The sequence below is a fragment of the Streptomyces sp. NPDC002773 genome (assembly GCF_040295605.1).
Taxonomy (GTDB): Bacteria; Actinomycetota; Actinomycetes; order Streptomycetales; family Streptomycetaceae; genus Streptomyces.
The window spans coordinates 1-18,741 of record NZ_JBEOVO010000047.1 but is presented as its reverse complement, the minus strand read 5'-3'; the positions used below and the strand labels follow the sequence as shown (position 1 = coordinate 18,741).

13 protein-coding genes are annotated in these 18,741 nt (G+C 73.0%); 9 read left to right on the top strand and 4 right to left on the bottom strand.

The features are described 5' to 3' along the window. Positions 1 to 174: 174 nt before the first annotated feature. Positions 175 to 1,425 carry a type VII secretion-associated serine protease mycosin gene (mycP, locus tag ABT034_RS32620; protein WP_351220716.1) on the bottom strand — a complete coding sequence of 417 codons (1,251 nt, stop codon included), beginning with the start codon at positions 1,423 to 1,425 and terminating at the stop codon, positions 175 to 177. A gap of 78 nt (positions 1,426 to 1,503) precedes the next feature. After that, positions 1,504 to 3,048: a type VII secretion protein EccB gene (gene eccB, locus ABT034_RS32615; RefSeq protein WP_351220699.1), complete on the bottom strand. Its 1,545-nt coding sequence runs from the start codon at positions 3,046 to 3,048 to the stop codon at positions 1,504 to 1,506. Positions 3,049 to 3,237: 189 nt separating this feature from the next. Between eccB and eccE the strand changes: the two genes are divergently transcribed. The 8 genes from eccE (at position 3,238) to ABT034_RS32575 (ending at position 14,820) form a co-directional block, all read left to right on the top strand. Next, complete coding sequence (gene eccE, locus ABT034_RS32610) at positions 3,238 to 4,539, top strand: type VII secretion protein EccE (protein ID WP_351220698.1); 1,302 nt, start codon at positions 3,238 to 3,240, stop codon at positions 4,537 to 4,539. Beyond that, the gene (locus ABT034_RS32605; RefSeq protein WP_351220697.1) at positions 4,539 to 5,378 is read left to right on the top strand and encodes a hypothetical protein; all 840 of its coding nucleotides are present in this window, start codon (positions 4,539 to 4,541) and stop codon (positions 5,376 to 5,378) included. The genes eccE and ABT034_RS32605 overlap by 1 nt, the downstream gene beginning before the upstream one ends. Before the next feature lie 228 nt (positions 5,379 to 5,606). Beyond that, a complete protein-coding gene (locus tag ABT034_RS32600; protein WP_351220696.1) occupies positions 5,607 to 8,855 on the top strand; it encodes an SCO5717 family growth-regulating ATPase in 3,249 nt (1,082 codons plus the stop codon). A gap of 192 nt (positions 8,856 to 9,047) precedes the next feature. Then, the gene (locus tag ABT034_RS32595) at positions 9,048 to 10,883 is read left to right on the top strand and encodes an ABC transporter substrate-binding protein (RefSeq protein WP_351220715.1); all 1,836 of its coding nucleotides are present in this window, start codon (positions 9,048 to 9,050) and stop codon (positions 10,881 to 10,883) included. Positions 10,884 to 10,887: 4 nt separating this feature from the next. After that, positions 10,888 to 11,949 (top strand): ABC transporter permease, encoded by a 1,062-nt coding sequence (locus ABT034_RS32590; RefSeq protein WP_351220695.1) that lies wholly within the window; start codon positions 10,888 to 10,890, stop codon positions 11,947 to 11,949. Beyond that, the gene (locus ABT034_RS32585) at positions 11,946 to 12,860 is read left to right on the top strand and encodes an ABC transporter permease (RefSeq protein WP_351220694.1); all 915 of its coding nucleotides are present in this window, start codon (positions 11,946 to 11,948) and stop codon (positions 12,858 to 12,860) included. Before ABT034_RS32590 ends, ABT034_RS32585 begins: the two co-directional genes overlap by 4 nt. Continuing rightward, positions 12,857 to 13,822, top strand: a complete 966-nt coding sequence (locus ABT034_RS32580) for an ABC transporter ATP-binding protein (protein ID WP_351220693.1) — start codon at positions 12,857 to 12,859, stop codon at positions 13,820 to 13,822. The genes ABT034_RS32585 and ABT034_RS32580 overlap by 4 nt, the downstream gene beginning before the upstream one ends. Then, on the top strand, positions 13,819 to 14,820 hold the full coding sequence (locus ABT034_RS32575) for an ABC transporter ATP-binding protein (RefSeq protein ID WP_351220692.1): 1,002 nt from the start codon (positions 13,819 to 13,821) through the stop codon (positions 14,818 to 14,820). The genes ABT034_RS32580 and ABT034_RS32575 overlap by 4 nt, the downstream gene beginning before the upstream one ends. A gap of 10 nt (positions 14,821 to 14,830) precedes the next feature. Here ABT034_RS32575 and ABT034_RS32570 read toward each other — a convergent pair whose 3' ends face one another. After that, positions 14,831 to 15,895, bottom strand: a complete 1,065-nt coding sequence (locus ABT034_RS32570; RefSeq protein ID WP_351220691.1) for a hypothetical protein — start codon at positions 15,893 to 15,895, stop codon at positions 14,831 to 14,833. A gap of 202 nt (positions 15,896 to 16,097) precedes the next feature. Continuing rightward, positions 16,098 to 17,336 carry a type III polyketide synthase gene (locus ABT034_RS32565; protein WP_351220714.1) on the bottom strand — a complete coding sequence of 413 codons (1,239 nt, stop codon included), beginning with the start codon at positions 17,334 to 17,336 and terminating at the stop codon, positions 16,098 to 16,100. A gap of 80 nt (positions 17,337 to 17,416) precedes the next feature. Between ABT034_RS32565 and ABT034_RS32560 the strand changes: the two genes are divergently transcribed. After that, positions 17,417 to 18,643 (top strand): cytochrome P450, encoded by a 1,227-nt coding sequence (locus ABT034_RS32560; RefSeq protein WP_351220690.1) that lies wholly within the window; start codon positions 17,417 to 17,419, stop codon positions 18,641 to 18,643. Positions 18,644 to 18,741: the final 98 nt, after the last annotated feature.

Below are 18,741 nucleotides of genomic sequence, written 5' to 3'. Positions count from 1 at the left end.
TCGGTGGCACCGACGGCTGGGCCGTCGGGCCATCCGGTTGTGATGCGGACGGGAATCTTCTGATGCCGCCCCCGTGCTGGGCTCGCACTTCCGTGCGCCCAGCGGTCACTTTAGCCATTGACGGCGGCAGTTCCAACTGCAAAGGAGGGTCCGGATATTTGACCGGTACGCGGGTCAACGGGCCCCCCTCCGACGGCGGCTGTCGCGGATCACGACGGCCGTTCCGGCGACCACGGCCACCAGGACGGCGCCGATCCCCAACGCGTAGGTGGCGAGCCGTTCGGAGCGCTCCTGCGGTGTCTCCGACAGGGCGAGACGGGCCGGCTCGGGGGCCGGCGGCTTGGGCGGTGCGGGGTCGGCCGTGGGCGAGGACGCGGGCGTCCCCGGGGGCGCGTCGGCGAGCGCCCGTACCGGGTCGATCACGCCCCAACCGACGTGGTTGTCGCGGCCTTTGATGGAGCGGACGGCGGTCTGCTCGATCCGGGCGACGATCTGGGCCGCGGTCCACTTCGGGTGCTCGGCGCGGAGCAGGGCGGCGACACCGGCGACGTACGGCGCGGAGAAGCTGGTGCCGTTGTCGACGCACTGGCCGCCGCCGGGGACGGTGGAGACGATGTCGACGCCGGGGGCGGCGACGCCCACGAAGGTGCCGGACTGGGAGAAGGCGGCGCGTTCGTTGTTCCGGTCGGAGGAGGCGACGGCGAGGACGCCGGGGAAGGCGGCCGGGTACGTGTTCTTGAGCTTGCCGTCCATGCCGTCGTTGCCCGCGGAGGCGACGACGACGACGTTCCTCCTGATCGCGTTGGCCACGGCCTTGGCCATGGGCGAGTCGGCGTCGAGGGCCTGGGTGGTGTCCTGCGAGATGTTGATGACGTGGGCGCCCTTGGCGACGGCGTGGTCGATCGCGAGCGCCATCGTGTCGGACTTGCCGCTGTTCTTCTCGTCGTTCTGCCGGATCGGGATGATCTTCGCCTCGGGGGCGAGACCGACGAAGCCGGTGCCGGGGCGGGGGCGGGCGGCGATGATGCCGGCGACCTTGGTGCCGTGGCCGACGTCGTCGACGGTGCCGTCGGTCTTGCCGCGCAGCTCGTCGCCGAAGCCGGGGTTCTTCGGGTCGGGCTTCAGGTAGTCCTTGCCCGCCTTGGCGTCGACGGCCTCCCGCAGCTGCGGGTTGACGTCGTCGACACCCGTGTCGATGACGGCGACCCGGACGCCCTTGCCCTTGGTGTCCTGCCACAGCTCGTCGAGGAGGACCCGCTGGAGCGGCCAGGGGATGCCCTCGATCTGCTTCTTCATGGGGAAGGTGCACTCGCCGCTGCCGTCGAGGACGGGCCCGCCCCGGCGCGGCTCGGCGGCCGCCGCGGGCGTCGCCAGGAGGGCGGTGAGGGCGCCCGCGGCGAGCAGGGCGGCGGTCGTGCGGTGCAGGGTCGCCGTGGGGTACGGAGCGGCCGTGCGGCGGGGCCGGGCGGTCGTGCGGTACGTGGTCGTCACCGGTGCCACCCCCTAGGAGCCCTGCGGCTGACGCGCGCTGTTGGTGTCGAGTCGCGGGCCCTTCGACAGGAACTCCGACCATGCGATCGGGACGAGAGCCGGTACGACCTTCTCGTAGCCGAGACGCTTCTGGGCCTCGCTGGGTTCCGGGCGTCCGTCGGTCGGCTTCTCCTTGTCGCCCGCACCGATCTCGGAGCGCGCGGAGTCGCTGTCGCCGTTGGCCTGGACGGCGTAGCGCAGGCCGGTGTCGGTGACGAGGAACAGCGAGCCGTCGGGCGTCTTCTGGTTGCCCTGGATCTGGGTGTAGAGCAGCCCGGTGCCCGGGGTGACGTACGTGCTGGTGCCGCCCGCCGTGATGTCGGCGGGGTACTTGGTGCCGGCCCAGGTGGCGAGGGTCGTCCCGCCCTTCTCGTCGACGCCGGTGAGGACGCTGCACACGGTGTCGGGGGCGTTCGCGCGGGTGGAGTCGTTGACGAGGGAGGACTTCAGGCGCGGCCAGCGGGCCCCGTCGTGGAAGACGGTGGCGTCCGGCACGAACGAGGAGGCGTCGACGGTGGTGGCCTGGCCGTCCATGTCGAGGACGCCGGTCTCCGGGGAGCTGATGAGGAGCCAGGCGGTGAACCAGCTGACCGGCTGGACCTTCCCGGCGAGCACGACGTAGTACTGGGGTCCCGAGCCGGTCTGGGCGAGCAGGACCATGCCGATGCGGTTCTCGGGCGCCTTCAGGGTGCCCGGGACATTGGCGGGCGCGCCGACCTCTCCCGGGACGTCCGGGAAGTCCACCGGGTCGCCGGTGTTCAGGGTGGCGAGCCAGTCGTCGGTGACGGCCTGCGGTTCCCTGTGGAGGCCGACGAGGGCGGTGAGCAGTCCGCGGGACTCGGCCTTCACCGGGTACTTGGTGCCCGTGTGGTCGACGAGGAACTGGGCGGCGCCCTTCTGGCCCTTGACGTACAGGACCTCCCCGTCCTTGAGCCGGCCCGCGCCCTCGGTGCGCCCGAGGTCCCGCTCGGCGAAGAGGAAGGTCGCCTTCTGGACGCTGGCGCCCGTACCGCCGCCGGGCTGCTCGCAGACGGCCCAGCGCTTGGCCTTGCCCGCGTCGTCAGCGGTGGGCAGCCGGTCGGGGGCGTACGGGATGCCGAGGATCGGGCCGCGCGGCGGCTTGCCCTCGTCGAGCTTCTTGTCGGCCACCTGGACGACCTGGAACTGGTCGGGGTTGAGGAGGAGCCGCGCGGAGGCGAGGTTGAGGACCGGGTGGAGCAGGGTCTTCTTCTCCTTGCCCTTGCCGGTCTCCAGGACCACGTACCGGGTCGTCGACTGCTTGCCGACGATCACGCGGGTCCCGGGAGCGTCCCAGCCCTTGGGGGCCTGGGGGCTGAACATGCCCCAGGCGCCGAAGCCCGCGACGACGAGGGCGGCGACGATGAGACCGGGGACGATCGCGCGCAGCGGCTTCGGCGCCCCCTCCTCCGTGCCGGAGGGCGAGGGTTGGAGGAATGCCGCCACCGTGCGCTTCTTCGCAAAGGTGTACGCGTTGAGCTCGTCCCGCCGCGATGCCATGAGTCCCCATTCTCGTCAGACGCGATCTTCGCGCGGGAGCCGGGGAAGTGGCACCCGGGCCCCGGCCGTCGGACCGGCCCCCTACTATGCCTGCTGTCCCGTGGTGTTCGTGGGGCGGGTAGGGTGATCCGGCCGCCAAAGCCCTGGCAGGCCAGGGTGATCGGGACGAATTGAGGGGGATTCTCCATCATGGCTTCCGCGACGCGGACGCGGCCCGCAGCGGCCACCGCCTCCGAACCCCCGTCCACGGGACCCGTCTCCTCGGTCTCACCGAGGCTTCAGGCGCGCCCGGGACACTTCGGTTCGTTCCAATTGCAACAGCTCGTACTGATCGAGGTGGCGGCGGCTCTGCTCGTCGTCGCCTGGGTCGTGGAGCCGATGCTGCTCGTGCCCGCGGGCGTGGTCGCCGTCGTGCTGCTGCTGCTCGCCGTCGTACGCCGCCACCGGCGCTCCCTGCCCGAGTGGCTCGGCACCTTCCTGGCGTTGCGGGCCCGCAGCCGCCGGGCTGCCTCGTTCACGGTGCCCGAGGGCACCGAGCCGGGGTTCGCGCCGGTCGTCGAGTGCGACCCGGCGCTGCGGACCTACGCCTACAGCGACCGTGACCGGCGTCCGGTCGGCATGGTCGGCGACGGCACCTTCCTGACCGCCGTCCTGCGGGTGGAGTCGGACGGCACCGCCCTGCGTCCGGACCGCGCGGCGCGGCCGCTGCCCGTCGGGCTCGTCCGGGACGTGCTGAGCGTGGACGGCATCCGTCTGGAGTCGGCGCAGATCGTGCAGCACACCCAGCCGGCGCCCGCGCCGCACCTGCCCGCGCAGTCCATGGCCGCGCGCAACTACGGGCCGCTCCAGGCGCAGACGGGTTCGCCCGCGGTACGGATCACCTGGATCGCGCTCAAGCTCGACCCCGAACTGTGCCCGGAGGCGGTCGCCGCGCGCGGCGGCGGTGTGACGGGCGCGCAGAAGTGCGTGGTGCGGGCGGCGGACCAGCTGGCGAGCCGGCTCGCGGGCGCCGGGTTCCGGGCGAGCGTCCTGACGGAGCAGGAGCTCACGTCGGCGCTCGCCACCTCGACCTGCGCGAGCCCGATGGCGATAGCGCAGGCGGGCCGGGGGCAGCCGCAGGGGCGGCGGACGCAGGAGACCGCACGGACCTGGCGGGTGGACGACCGGCGGCACACGACGTACTGGGTGGGGCGCTGGCCCCAGCTGGGCGGCCAGGGCGGCGCGGGAGCCTCGATGCCGCAGCTGGTGGCCCTGCTGACCTCGCTGCCCGCGCTCGCGACGACGTTCAGCCTGACGCTGAGCGGCGGGGACCGACAGGAGGTGACGGTGGCCGGACACGTACGGATCACCGGGCGCAGCGACGAGGAACTGGTGGCCGCGCGGCACGAACTGGAGCGTGCTGCGCGCGGGGTGAGGACGGGTCTGGTGCGGCTCGACCGGGAACAGGTGCCGGGCATCCTCGCGACGCTTCCGCTGGGGGGTGCGCGCTGATGTCGACCGCTTCCTTCGGTACGCAGGGCCGCTCCGGCGGTCCCGGCGGCTCCCACAGGTCGGCTTCCCGGGGCTCCCGGGGTACGGACTCCAGGGGTACGGACCCCAGGGGTGCGGGTGGTACGGGTCGGGGCTCGCGGCCCCGGTTCGGTTTCGGGCTCGTCGGGCCGCGCCGCGACAAGCACTCCGTCCCCCTCGACCAACTCGACGCGCTGGCCCTGCCGGTCGGCGACGACGGCATGGTGATCGGTGTCGACGCCGAGAGCCGCCCCGCGGTGCTCGGCATCAACCGGCCCGTCCCCTACGACGTCACCCTCATCGGCGGGCTCTGGACCGCGCAGGTGCTGGCGCTCCGGGCCGCCGCGACGGGCGCCCGGGTGGCGGTCGAGACCGGCCGCGCGCAGGCGTGGACGGCGCTCGCACAGGCCGCGGGCGGCGGACAGCCGTGCATCTCGCTGCACGACGTGGGGCGGGTGCCGCCGCAGGGCGCGTCCGCGGGCAGTCCGGTCGTGGTGGTGCGCGACTGCGGCATGCGGCCGCCGCGCGGCCGGGTCGTCTCGGCGCCCTGGCAGTCGGTGGTGACGCTGCTGCCGTATCTGAGCCCGGTCGCGCCCCGGCTCCTGGAGAAGTCGTCGCTGGTCGGTGTGCAGCGGGTCTCCCCCGACGAGGCCGCGCAGATCGGCCGCATCATGAGCCTGCCCCGCCACGAGTACGAGGCGCTGTCCACGCTCGCGGACGGGGTGACCCTCTGGTGCACGACGAGCGACCGCCAGTTCGTCATGACGCAGGCGACCGACGCCGAGACCGGATTGTTGGGCGGTGCGCGCCGGATGGACTGAACGGCGACCGAACGCCATGAAGTTGTTCAAGTACGTCCGTTTATGCATCGTTTTGGATAGTCGGGGTTTTCACTCTGTGGCGCGGTCAGGTCACTTGGGGACCGAACCGGGTCACGGGGAGGGGCACGGAGGGGCTGTCGGGCCTGCCCGGGGGCTGCCCGCGCCGATTAGGCTGGAAGGGCCCCGCCCACAACGGCACAAGGGTGCTCGACCACACCAGGAGGCAAAGTGAACGGCGATCGCGACGAGATCCACGGGGGTTGGAATCCACCCGCCGACGATCAGTCCGACGCGGATCCCGCCGAGATGACGGGTGAGTTCACCATCGACTACACCCCGCCCGCCTGGTACACGCAGAACGCGTCGGGCGGTGCGGGGGCGGGCGGTGCCACTCCCCCGCCGCCGAGCGGCGTACCGCTCCCCGTACCGGGCCTCCCGGCGGGCAGCGGCTTCGAGCCCGGCTGGAACGCGGGGGCTACGCCGGCGGGTGCGGCTCCGGTGGGTGCGGCTCCGGTGGGTGCGGCTCCGGTGGGTGCGGCTCCGGTCGGCGCGGGTGTGCCTCCGGTCGGTGCGGCTTCGTCGGGTGCCGGGGTACCTGCTGGTGGTGCGGCTCCTGTCGGCGCGGGTGTGCCTCCTGTCGGCGCGGGTGCGCCGGGTGCTCCGGTGCCGCCCCCCTCGCTGCCGAGTGCCCCGGCGCCCGCCGCCGTTCCCGCGCCCGCCGCCGTTCCCGCGCCTGACGCGCCCCTCGGGGACGTCGAGAGCGGCGCGACCGTGCGCTTCTCCCCCGCCGCGCTCCAGCGCGAGATGGCCGAGCGTGCGGCGGAGACCTCCGCCGCGTCCGCGACGCCGGACGCCACGGAGGGCGAAGCCCAGGAGCCCGGCTCGGCTGCCGTCGGCACCGTCGAGGAGACCGCCGCGGAGGCCACGACCGGCGGCGCCTCGGCCGAGTCCGAATCCGCCGCCACGAGCACCGATCCCGCCGAGGCTGACGGCCCCGCCGAGTCGGCCGACTCCTCGGACGAGTCCGGGTCAAGCGCGGAAGGCGCGGCCCCGGCCATCTCCTCCGACGCCGACGAGACCCCCGCCGAGGCAGCCGCCGACGCCGTGGTGCCCCCGGAGGCCGGAGACGCCGACGCGGACCCGGCGCCGGTCGCCGACGCCGTGGCCGCCGGCGGCCCCGCTGCCCCGGACGCCCAGCCGGCCCCGCCCGTCGCCCCCGCCCCCTACCCGCAGGCCGAAGCGCCGCAGGGCTTCGGTCCCGGCGCGGCTCCCGGGCCGTTCCCCGGTGCCGCCCCCGGACCCCTCCCCGCCGCCGGACCGCAGGCCGGACCGCAGGCCGGCGCAGGATTGCCGCCGCTGCCGCCGTCCTTCCAGCCGGCCGCCCCCGGGCCCGCCCAGCAGTGGCCCGCGCAGCCTGCCCCGGGGGCGCAGCCGACGCCCCAGGCCGCGCCGTTGCCGCCCGCCGCCGCCTGGCCGGCGCAGGGGACCCCCGCCGCGCCCGGCACCGTACCGCCGCAGGCCCAGCCGCAGCCGCAGCCCCAGCCGCCCGGCTCCTACGGCTACCCGCAGGCTCCGCAGGCCCCCCAGCAGCCCGCGCCCCAGGGCGGCTACGGCTTCCCGCAGCCCGGGACTCCTCCGCAGCAGGGCGGTTACGGCTACCCGCAGGGCCCAGGGGGCCAGTCCGCGCCCCCCGGTGGCGTACCGCCGCAGGCCCAGGTGCCGGGCGGCGGTTACGGCTACCCGCACCCCGCCGCCGTACCCCCGCAGTCCGCCCCCCAGCCGCCGCACGACGCGCACCCGCCCGTCGATCCGCGGACCGGGGCCGCCTGGCCCTCACCCGTGACGCACGATCAGCGCGAGCGGTCCGTGCCGGGCGCGCCCCTCGGGTACAACGCGGCCGTGGAGCTCTCCTCCGACCGGCTCCTCCGCAACAACAAGCAGAAGCCCAAGTCCAGCCGGAACCCGAGCGGTCCCGCCGCCCGTTTCAAGCTCGGCGGGAAGAAGGAGGAGGCGGAGCGGCAGCGCAAGCTGGAGCTGATCCGTACGCCGGTCCTCTCCTGCTACCGGATCGCGGTCATCTCGCTCAAGGGCGGTGTCGGCAAGACCACGACGACGACCGCGCTCGGCGCGACCCTGGCGACCGAGCGGCAGGACAAGATCCTGGCGATCGACGCCAACCCGGACGCCGGCACCCTCGGCCGCCGAGTGCGGCGCGAGACCGGCGCGACCATCCGCGACCTGGTGCAGGCGATCCCGTACCTCCACTCGTACATGGACATCCGCCGCTTCACCTCGCAGGCGCCGTCCGGTCTCGAGATCCTCGCCAACGACGTGGACCCGGCCGTCTCGACGACCTTCAACGACGAGGACTACCGGCGGGCGATCGACGTCCTCGGCAAGCAGTACCCGATCATCCTCACGGACTCGGGTACGGGTCTGCTGTACAGCGCGATGCGCGGGGTGCTCGACCTCGCCGATCAGCTGATCATCATCTCCACGCCCTCCGTGGACGGCGCCTCCAGCGCGTCGACGACGCTGGACTGGCTCTCCGCGCACGGTTACGCGGACCTGGTGCAGCGCTCGATCACGGTCATCTCCGGAGTCCGCGAGACCGGCAAGATGATCAAGGTCGAGGACATCGTGCAGCACTTCCAGACACGCTGCCGCGGTGTCGTGGTCGTCCCCTTCGACGAGCACCTGTCCGCCGGTGCGGAGGTGGACCTCGACATGATGCGGCCGAAGACCCGGGAGGCGTACTTCCACCTCTCGGCGATGGTGGCCGAGGACTTCGTACGCGCCCAGCAGGCGCAGGGGCTGTGGACGGGTGACAGCCAGGGCGCGATGCCTCCGCACATGGCCCCGCCGATGCCGGGCCACGCGATGCCCGGACAGCCCATGCCCGGACAGCCCATGCCGGGACAGCCCATGCCGGGCCAGCCGATGCCGGGACAGCCCACGCCCGGACAACAGGTGCCGGGGCACTTCGCGCCCGGACAGCCCGTACCGGGGCAGCCCTACGGTGGCCCGCCGGCGCCCGGACAGCCCGTGCCCGGCCAGCCGTACCCGCCGCAGCAGCCCTACGGACAGCCGCCGGCGCCCGGTCAGCCCTACGGCGCGCAGCCGGCGCCCGGACAGCCGTACGGTGACGCGCAGCCCGTACCGGGCCAGCCGATGCCCGGTCAGCCGTACGGAGCCGCGCCCGTACCCGGTCAGCCGTATGGAGCTCCGCCCGCCCCGGGTCAGCCGTACGGAGCACAGCCCGCGCCCGGACAGCCGTTCGGCGCGCCCCCCGGGCAGCCCGGCATGCCCCAGGGCTGGCAGCAGCCGACGCCGGGTCAGCCGCTGCCCCCGCAGGCCGATCCGCAGGATCACGGCACCGGTTCCGCGCCGGGGCAGGACCAGGGCCAGCCCCAGGTCCCGCCGCCGCACTGGCACCAGCAGCAGCCCCCGCAGGCTCCGCCAGCCCCTCAGCAGTAAGGCGTCACAGGAGTAGACCAATGAGGCCCCGTACCGGTCCCCCGGTGCGGGGCCTCTTGGCATTCCCGCAGCCCACACGGGGTTTGAGGGATCGTTGACGACGGCAGACCACCGCTGATACACCTTCGCTTCACCCATCGTCAGCCCAAGATCCACGGCAGATCCCCCGACGCGAGGTCACGTCCCATGGTCATGGTCACGAAGGCTCCACCCCGTCCCGCACCCGCCCGCAGAGCGCTCCACCTGCTGCTCGCCTCCGGTGTCACCGCCGTCTCGCTCGTGGCCGTCCCCGGTACCGCCGCCGCGGAGGACGACAAGCGGCCCGCGCGGAACACGCTCACGGTCGCCGTCTCGCAGAGCATCGACTCGCTGAGCCCGTTCCTCGCGCAGAAGCTCACCTCGACCAGCATCCACCGGCTGGCCTACGAGTACCTCACCAACTACGACGCGAAGGACGCCCGTCCGATCCCGGGCCTGGCGACCGCGTGGACCTCCTCGCCGGACAAGCTGACGTGGACGTACACGATCCGCGAGGATTCGACCTGGTCCGACGGGAAGCCGGCCACCGCGGAGGACGCGGCCTGGACCTTCAACAAGATGATGACCGACCCGAACGCCGCCACCGCCAACGGCAGCTTCACGGCGAACTTCGCCGAGGTCACCGCACCCGACCCGCGGACGCTCGTGATCCGCCTGAAGAAGCCCCAGGCGACGATGACGGCGCTCGACGTGCCGATCGTGCCCAAGCACGTCTGGGAGAAGGTCGGCGACTTCTCGAAGTTCAACAACGACAAGCAGTTCCCCATCGTGGGCAACGGGCCGTTCGTCGTCACGGACTTCAAGGTCGACCAGTACATCAAGCTCGAACCGAACAAGAAGTTCTGGCGGGGCGCACCCAAGTTCGACGAGCTGGTGTTCAAGTACTACAAGGACGGTGACGCCGCCGTCGCCGCCCTCCAGAAGGGCGAGGTGTCCTTCGTACCGAACCTGACGCCCGCCCAGGCCGCCGCGCTCAAGACGCAGAAGGACATCAAGGTCAACGACGCCCCCGGCCGCCGTTTCTTCGCCATCGCCACCAACCCGGGCGCGCGGGCCAAGGACGGGAAGACGTTCGGCAACGGGCACAAGGCGCTGCTCGACCCGGCGGTGCGCAGGGCGCTCTTCCTCGCCGTCGACCGGACGACCATCGTCGACAAGGTCTTCCAGGGCCACGCCGTCGAGGGCGAGGGGTACATCCCGCCGCGCTTCGGCTCGTACTTCTGGAAGCCGGAGGGCGCCCAGAAGCGGGCCTACGACCCCGTCGAGGCGGCGAAGGTCCTCGACGCGGCCGGCTACCGGAAGAACGCCGGGGGCAAGCGGGTCGGCAAGGACGGCAAGCCGCTGGACTTCCGCATCCTGTGCCACGCCACCGACCCGAACGACAAGGCGGTCGGCAAGTACCTCCAGGAGTGGTGGGGCAAGCTCGGCATCGGTCTGAAGGTCGAGTGCCTGGACAGCGTCTCCGATCCCTGGGTCAAGGGCGACTACGACCTCGCCTTCGACGGCTGGTCGGTCAACCCCGACCCGGACTACGTCCTGTCGATCCACACCTGCGGCACGCTCCCGGCGACACCGAAGGACTCCGGGGCCACCGACAACTTCATCTGCGACAAGGAGTTCGACGGGCTCTACGCGCAGCAGGCGGTGGAGTACGACGCCGCCAAGCGGGCGGATCTGGTGAAGCGGATGCAGTCCCGGCTGTACGACACGGGGTACATGAACGTCATGGCCTATCCGAACGCCCTGGAGGCGTACCGCACGGACCAGATCGCGTCCATCACGACCATGCCCGAGGCCGCCGGCAACCTGTGGGGGCAGGACGGCTACTGGAGCTGGTGGTCGGCCGCGCCCGCGGCCAGGGCCGCCGGCTCCGACAGCGGCTCGTCCACCGGGGTGATCGTCGGCATCGGCGCCGCCGTGGTGGTCGTGGTCGGCGTCGGCATCGTCCTCGGTCTGCGCCGCCGCTCCACCGCCGACGACCGCGAGTAGGACCGTGGCGACGGCAAGCACCGCCGCCGACGTGCCGCGGGCCGAGAAGGCCCGCGTCACGGACGGCGCACCCCGCACCGGTTCCTCCCTCGGCTATCTCCGCCACGCGGCGGGGAAGCTGGGCGGCGCGCTCGTCTCGCTCTTCGCTGTTCTCGTCACCAGCTTCTTCCTCTTCCGGATCATCCCCGGTGACCCGGTGAAGGCGATGACGCACGGCGTGCCCACCACGGCCGAACAACTCGCGACGCTCCGGCGGCAGTTCGGCCTCGACCTGCCGCTGTGGCAGCAGTTCACCGACTACTGCGCCAAGGCACTGAGCGGTGACCTCGGCACCTCGTTCCAGTTCCGCACTCCCGTCGGGGAGCTGATCGCGGAGAAGCTTCCCGCGACCCTGCTGCTCACCGGGGTCGCCGTGGTGATCTACTCGGCGCTCGGCCTCTGGCTCGGCACCCGCTCGGCCTGGCGCCACGGCGGGCTCGGCGACAAGCTGAACACCGGGATCGCCCTGACCCTGTGGTCGGTGCCCTCGTTCTGGCTCGGGCTGCTGCTCATCATCGTGTTCTCCGTCGGCATGGGACCGGTCCCGGGGCTCTTCCCGACCGGCGGCATGGAGTCGGGGACCGGCGAGACCGGTTTCGCGTACGTCCTCGACGTCGCCCACCATCTGGTGCTGCCAGTCGTCACGCTCGTGGCGGTCGGCTACGCGCAGACCCTGCTCGTGATGCGTTCCTCGCTGCTCGACGAGATGGGCGGCGACTATCTGACCACCGCGCGGGCGAAGGGGCTGCGCGACGACGCCGTGCGGCGCCGGCACGCCGTGCCGAACGCGCTCCTGCCGACCGTCACCATGATCTTCATCAATCTGGGCCATGTGGCCGCCGGGTCGATCCTGGTGGAGACGGTGTTCTCCTGGCCGGGGCTCGGCGGGCTGTTCTACCAGGCGCTCAGCGTGCCGGACCTGCCGCTCGTGCAGGGCCTGTTCGTGGTGTTCGCCGGAGCGATGATCCTGATGAACCTGATCGCCGACCTGCTCTATCCGCTGCTCGACCCCCGGGTGGGCCGATGACCTCCACGAAACCGACGGCCCTGCCGACGTCGTCACTCGCCTGGGAACGCCGCCGGCGCTCGGCGGCCCGCTTCTGGAAGGCGTACCGCACCCATCGCGCCGGCCTGTACGGCCTCGCCGCCCTCGCGCTGATCGCCCTGCTCGCCCTCACCGCCCCCCTGCTCGTCGGCGCCGACGTGCAGTCGGTGACGAAGGCCACCGGCGGGGCCCTGGAGGCTCCGAGCATGGAATTCCCGCTGGGCACCGACCAGTTCGGGCGTTCACTGCTCGGTCTGCTGATCTGGGGGGCGCGGATCTCGCTGCTCGTCGGTCTGCTCGCGGCGGCCCTCTCGGTCGCCATCGGCACCCTGGTGGGGATCGTCGCCGGACATTACGGCGGCTGGTTCTCGACCGTCGTCATGCGGGTCACCGACTGGTTCCTGGTGATGCCGGCGCTGGTCCTCGCGATCGTGCTCGCCACCGTCATGTCCCGGTCGATGTGGACGGTGGTCCTGGCGATCGGCGTGACCTCCTGGCCGACCACCGCCCGCCTGGTGCGGGCGCAGACGATCGCGGTCGAGTCCCGCCCGTACATCGAGCGGGCGACCGCGCTCGGCGGCGGCCACGGGCACGTCATGAGCAGGCACGTGCTGCCGAACGTGATGCCGCTGGTGCTCGCCCAGACCACGCTCGGCATCTCCACCGCCATCCTCACGGAGGCGACCCTCGCCTTCCTGGGGCTCGGTGATCCGACGGTGGTCTCCTGGGGCGGGATGCTCCAGGACGCGCGCGAGGCGGGCGCGGTCTCCTCCGGGCACTGGTGGTACCTGGCCCCGCCCGGCATCGCCATCGCCCTGGTCGCGCTCGCGTTCACCCTGTGCGGCCGCGCGGTCGAGTCCGTGCTCAACCCGAAGCTGGGGGTGGGGCGATGAGCCTCCTCGAGGTACGGGACCTGCGGGTGACGTACGGCTCGGGCGCGTCCGCCGTGCCCGCCGTACGCGGGGTCGACCTGACCCTGGAGGCGGGCAGCAAGCTGGGGGTGGCGGGCGAGTCCGGCTGCGGCAAGTCCACGCTCGCGCTCGCGCTGCTGCGCCTCCTGCCGGCCTCGGCGCGGATCGAGGGCCGGATCCTGCTCGACGGCGACGACGTCCTCGCCATGACCTGGGGCCGGCTCCGGGCGGTGCGCTGGGCGGGCACGTCGATCGTCTTCCAGGGCGCGATGCACTCGCTCAACGCGGTGCACCGGATCGGGGACCAGATCGCGGAGCCGCTGCTCGTCCACGGCCACGCGACCCCGGCGGCCGCCCGCAGGCGCGCCGGGGAACTCCTCGAACACGTCGGGCTGCCCGCCGCGCGGGCGGCCGCCTATCCGCACGAGCTGTCCGGCGGGCAGCGGCAGCGCGTGATGATCGCGATGGCCCTGGCCTGCGATCCCCGGCTGATCGTCGCGGACGAGCCGACGACCGCGCTCGACGTGATGATCCAGGCGCAGATCCTGCGGCTGATCGAGCGGCTCGTCGCCGAGCAGTCCATCAGCCTCCTGATGATCAGCCACGACCTGGCGGTCCTCGCCGACACCTGCGACCGGCTGGCCGTGATGTACGCGGGGCGGGTCGTCGAGGAGGGGCCTGCGCGGGCGGTGTACGAGGCGGCCGAGCACCCCTACGGGCGCGCCCTGTCCTCGGCGTTCCCGCGCGTCGGGGACCTCGCGTCCCGGCGGGCGCCGCGCGGTCTGCCGGGTGACCCGCCGGATCCGGCGGACCTGCCCGGCGGCTGCGCCTTCCATCCGCGCTGCCCGGTGGCGGTGGCCGGCTGCGGGGAGCTCGACCAGGAACTGCGGCAGGCGGGCGCCGGTCACCGGGCCGCCTGCGTCCATGTGGGGAGCACGTCATGAGTACGGAGACATCCGCGCGGCCGCTGCTTTCGGCGCGCGGGCTGCACGTCGCCTTCCCCGGGCGGCGGGGCGCGCCGACCGCGCGCGCGGTCGACGGGGTGGACCTGGACATCGGCGCGGGCGAGATCGTGGCCCTCGTCGGGGAGTCGGGCTGCGGAAAGACGACGCTCGCGCGCTCGCTGCTCGGCCTCGTCCGGCCCACGTCGGGGACGGTCGCCTTCGACGGGCAGCCGCTCGGGTACTCCTCCGGGGCCCTCAAGGCCTACCGGCGGCGGGCGCAGCTGGTCCTCCAGGACCCGAGCGGTTCGCTGAACCCCCGCCACACCGTGTACGACGCGGTGGCGGAGGGGCTGCGGATCCACGGGGTCCACCGATCGGAGCTTGACGAGCGGGAGGCGGTCGCCGGGGCCCTCGCGCGGGCCGGGCTCCGGCCTCCTGAGCGGTTCTTCCTGCGCTATCCGCACGAGCTGTCCGGCGGGCAGCGGCAGCGGGTGGTGATCGCGGGCGCGCTGGTCCTGGAGCCCGAGCTCATCGTCGCGGACGAGCCGGTGGCCTCCCTCGACGCGTCGGTACGGGGCGAGATCCTGGCGCTGCTGCTGCGCCTGCGGGACGAACTGGGGCTCTCGGCGCTGGTGGTGACGCACGATCTGGGGCTCGCGTGGAACATCGCGGACCGGGTGGCGGTGATGTACCTGGGCCGGGTCGTGGAGACCGGCACGGTGGAGTCCGTGCTGACCCGGCCTCAGCACCCGTACACACGGGCGCTGCTTTCGGTGCTCCCTGAGTCCGGGGGCGCGCCGGTGGTGCTGACCGGTGAGCCCCCGGACCCGTCCCGCATCCCTTCCGGCTGCCGCTTCCACGTCCGCTGCCAGGTCCTCGCCTCGGGCGAGGCGGCGGCGGTCGCGGACAGCTGCCGGGGTGAGGGGCTGCCGGTTCTGGGCGGCGGCGGGGCACAGGAGGTGGCCTGCCACTGGGTGCGGCGGCAGGCCGTGGTCTGAGCCGTCCGGCTCAGTGACCGGCGGGCTTCGCGGCGGGCCAGGCCGCCGCGTCCGCCGCGTCGGCCGGGTCGGCCGGGTCCGCGGAGTCGGCCGGGCCGGCGGAGTCAGCCGGGCCGGCGGAGTCAGCCGGGGCAGCGGAGTCAGCCGGGCCCACGGGGCCCGCCGAGTCCGCGGGGCCCGCCGTGTCCGCCGAGTCGGCCGGCTTCGCGGGCTTCGCCCCGCCGTTCGCGGGCGGCGCCTTCGGCAGGATCTCGCAGGAGCTGATGGACGTCCGGGTGGAGACCGACTTCACCGTGCAGGTGTCCTTGCCGACACCGGCGTCCACGGAGCCCCAGTGCGGGCCGACGGTCAGGACCGCGCCGCCGGGGCCGCTGATCCGGTCGTTGCCGGGACCGGCCTGGATGAGGCCGCCGGACTCGGGGCCGAGGCCCGCCGCCTCGATCTCGTCGTCCTCGCTGCCGCCGAGGACCCGGCCGGAGAAGTCGATCGTGCCGACCTTGATGGTGTCGATGCCGTCGTTGCCGGTGACGATGCCACCGCCCCGGTTGAACTTGCCGGGCGCGCCCGTCACCGAACCGGTGGTGATCTTGTCGTTGCCGTCGTCGCCGTGGACGACCGCGCCGTGCGTCGCGCCGTCGCCGGCGACGGTGGCGACCTTGATGACGTCGTTGCCCCGGTTGCCGCGGACCATGCTGGAGGCGTTCTGGGGCACGAGGTGCTTGGCGCGGATGACGTCGTCGCCCTCGCCGCCCATCACGGCCGAGTCGATGACCAGGCCGCGTACCTCGATCATGTCGTTCCCGTCGCCGCCCCAGACGGTGACGTTCTCCAGGTCGCTGTCGCAGAAGATGTGGTCGTCGCCCTTGGTGCCGTTCACGATCTCGCCGGGCGGGGCGGAGACGCCGTTCACCCAGCACTGGTGCATCGGTACCCGGACAGCGGGCGGGGCGGACGCCTCGGCGGGCGCGCCGGCGAGCGTGGCGGCGGCCGCTCCGGCGAGCAGCGCGGTGAGCGCGGCGGAGCCTCGCAGGGTCTTGGAGCGCTTGCTGCGGCGGGGCGGTGGCGTGGCGGACATACGGCTCTCCTCTGCTGGGGCGGTTCTGTGGACACGGCGTCCGGGGTGCTCGTACGCGGACGGGTCGTCACACCCGTCGTCGTACGTGGTGGTCGGTGCGCAGGGGTCGGTGGTGTTCGGTGCGCAGGAGTCGGTGGTGGTCGGCGCACGGGGGTCGGTGGTGGTCGGCGCACAGGGGTCGGTGGTGTTCGGCGCTCGGCGCTCAGGCGGCCGTGCGGGCGGGCTGGAACGGCGGCGAGTAGCCCACGATGCGGCGGGTGCCGAGGCTCGGCTGGGGCGAGACCGGGGCGTTCGTCCACCGGCCGAGGCACATCTCGGCGGTGATCCCGGGGCCGAAACCGGCGAGGATGCCCCGCGCGCCCTCGGGCTGCCCGCCCTCCTCGAAGAGCCGGCGGACGGCGTCGAGGACCACGGCGCTGGCGATGTTGCCGTACTCCGTCAGCGTGGCGCGGCTGAACCGGAAGGCCTCCGGGGGCACTTCGAGGAAGCGGCTCAGGTCGTCGAGGATCCGCGGCCCGCCGGCGTGGATGATGTAGAAGTCCAGCTCTCCGGCGTCCCAGCCGTGCGCTCCCGCGATCTCGCGGAGCGCCGGGGCCAGCGGCTCCATCGTGGTGGGCACCCGCTTGTCGAGGAGGAAGTGGAAGCCGGTGGCGCGGACGCTGTAGGCGATCCAGTCCTCGGTGTCGGGCACGAGGTGGGAGCTGTTGCGCTCCAGGGCGATCCCGGTGCCGCCCCGGCCGCGCACCACGGCGGCGGCGACGGCGTCGCCGAAGAGGCCGTTGGAGAGCAGCGAGCCGACCCCGAGGTCGGTGGGCTGGTAGCAGAGCGAGCAGAACTCGCAGGCCACGATGAGGACGTTGGCGTCGGGGTACGCGGTGCAGAAGTCGTGCGCCCGGTTGATCGCCGCTCCGCCGGCGGCGCAGCCGAGCTGGGCGATGGGGACCTGGCGGGTGTGGCTGGGGAAGCCCATGGTGTTGATCAGCCAGGCGGTCAGCGAGGGCATCATGAAGCCCGTGCACGACACGTAGACGATCATGTCGATGTCCGCCGGGCGCAGCGCCGCGTTGTCCAGCGCCTCCCGGACGACCGCGGGGACCCGCGCCTTGGCCTCCCGCTCGTAGCGGATGTTGCGTTCCTCGAAGCCGGGGTGCTTCAGGGTCTCCTCGATGGGCTGGACGATGTGCCGCCGGGTCACGCCGGTGTTGCCGATCAGGCGCAGTGCCAGGGCCAGTTGGGGATGCCCCTCATGATGTGAGCGGGCGAGGTCGAGGGTTTCCTCCATCGTGATCACGTGCTCGGGCACGGACACTGCGGGCTTGCACAAAGTCACCACGACACTCGCTCCTTCGTCTCGTTCGCGTGAACTGCGCCCACACTCACCCGGTGATCGCGACCCCGCAACCGCGAACGCGACCGGACGCTTACGCTGAGTGAGGGTCAGGGCCGCTGCGGGGTGCTCCGTCCGGGGGGCAGTCGACGCTCGGCGTATCGCCGCCCTCCACCGCCGGGAACAGCCACCACATGACCCCCGAGACGACCACCGAACCCGCGCCGCCCCCGCCCGCCCGTACCTGGGCCGTCGAGGACCTCCCCGCCCTCGCCTTCGACCCGCTGCTCACCGAGCTCCTCGACAAGGAGCCAGTCGCCCGCATCCGGCTGCCGTTCACCGCGGAGAACGAGGCCTGGCTGGTGACGCGGTACGAGGACGTGCGCGCGGTGACCTCCGACCCCCGGTTCAGCCGGACGGCCCTGCTCGACCAGCAGGTCACCAAGATGACCGGCCACATGGTGGCCTCGAAGGCCGCCCTCAACTACGCCGATCCGCCGTACCACACCCAGCTGCGCAAGGCGGTGACCAAGGCCTTCACCGGACAGGGCACCAAACGGCTCCGCCCGCTGGCCCAGGCCGGCACCGACCGCTTCCTGGACGCGATGGAGGCGGCGGGACGGCCCGCCGACCTGATGAAGCACCTGCACGGCCCGCTGCCGATGGCGGTGGTGTGCGACCTGCTCGGCGTCCCCGAGGAGGACCGGGCGGAGCTGGCCTCCTGGCCCGACCTCATCCTGTCGTCGGGACCCGGCCCGGAGAGCAGCCGGGCCGCGAAGGCCCAGATCCACGGCTACATCACCCGGCTGCTCGACCGGCGGCGCGCCGAGCCCCAGGACGACCTGGCTGGGGAGCTCGCGGAGTCCCTCGCGGAGGGCAGGATCAACGCCGACGAGGCCGTCTCGCTGGCCATGGCGATCCTGATCAGCGGCGCCCACGCGGTACGGAACAACAGCGCCAACATGGTGTACGTGCTCCTCACCCGGCCGGAGCTCGCGGACCGGCTGCGCGCCGAGCCGGAGCTGCTCCCGCAGGCCGTGGACGAGCTGCTGCGCTGGATCCCGCACCGCAACGGCGTCGGGCTGCCGCGGATCGCGACGGAGGACGTCGAGATCGGCGGGGTGACCATCCGGGCGGGTGAGGCGGTGTACGCCTCCTACCTCGCGGCCAACCGCGACCCGGAGGCCTTCGACGACCCGCACACCCTCGACTTCGACCGCGAGGGCATCGGGCACGTGTCCTTCGGGCACGGGCCGCACCACTGCATGGGCGCGATGCTCACCCGCATGGAGTCCGAGGTCATGCTGTCGACGCTGCTGCGCCGCTATCCGGGGCTGCGTCTCGCGGGGAGCCCCGAGGACGTGGTGTGGCAGTCGAAGGGGCTGATCCGCGGCCCGAAGGAACTCCTCGTCACCTGGTGAACAGCGGTACGGCCGAGCGGGCGCCCTCCGGCCGGAGGGCGCCGCATGCGCCCGGCCGCCATGGCCCACTGCTGCTGCCCCTCTGGACTCCTCGAAGG

What these genes read in the sequence shown, in the direction of transcription:
- eccB (WP_351220699.1), bottom strand. Translation starts at nt 3,048, where the DNA reads ATGGCATCGCGGCGGGACGAGCTCAACGCGTACACCTTTGCGAAGAAG.
- eccE (WP_351220698.1), top strand. Translation starts at nt 3,238, where the DNA reads ATGGCTTCCGCGACGCGGACGCGGCCCGCAGCGGCCACCGCCTCCGAA.
- ABT034_RS32605 (WP_351220697.1), top strand. Translation starts at nt 4,539, where the DNA reads ATGTCGACCGCTTCCTTCGGTACGCAGGGCCGCTCCGGCGGTCCCGGC.
- ABT034_RS32595 (WP_351220715.1), top strand. Translation starts at nt 9,048, where the DNA reads ATGGTCACGAAGGCTCCACCCCGTCCCGCACCCGCCCGCAGAGCGCTC.
- ABT034_RS32585 (WP_351220694.1), top strand. Translation starts at nt 11,946, where the DNA reads ATGACCTCCACGAAACCGACGGCCCTGCCGACGTCGTCACTCGCCTGG.
- ABT034_RS32580 (WP_351220693.1), top strand. Translation starts at nt 12,857, where the DNA reads ATGAGCCTCCTCGAGGTACGGGACCTGCGGGTGACGTACGGCTCGGGC.
- ABT034_RS32575 (WP_351220692.1), top strand. Translation starts at nt 13,819, where the DNA reads ATGAGTACGGAGACATCCGCGCGGCCGCTGCTTTCGGCGCGCGGGCTG.
- ABT034_RS32570 (WP_351220691.1), bottom strand. Translation starts at nt 15,895, where the DNA reads ATGTCCGCCACGCCACCGCCCCGCCGCAGCAAGCGCTCCAAGACCCTG.
- ABT034_RS32560 (WP_351220690.1), top strand. Translation starts at nt 17,417, where the DNA reads ATGACCCCCGAGACGACCACCGAACCCGCGCCGCCCCCGCCCGCCCGT.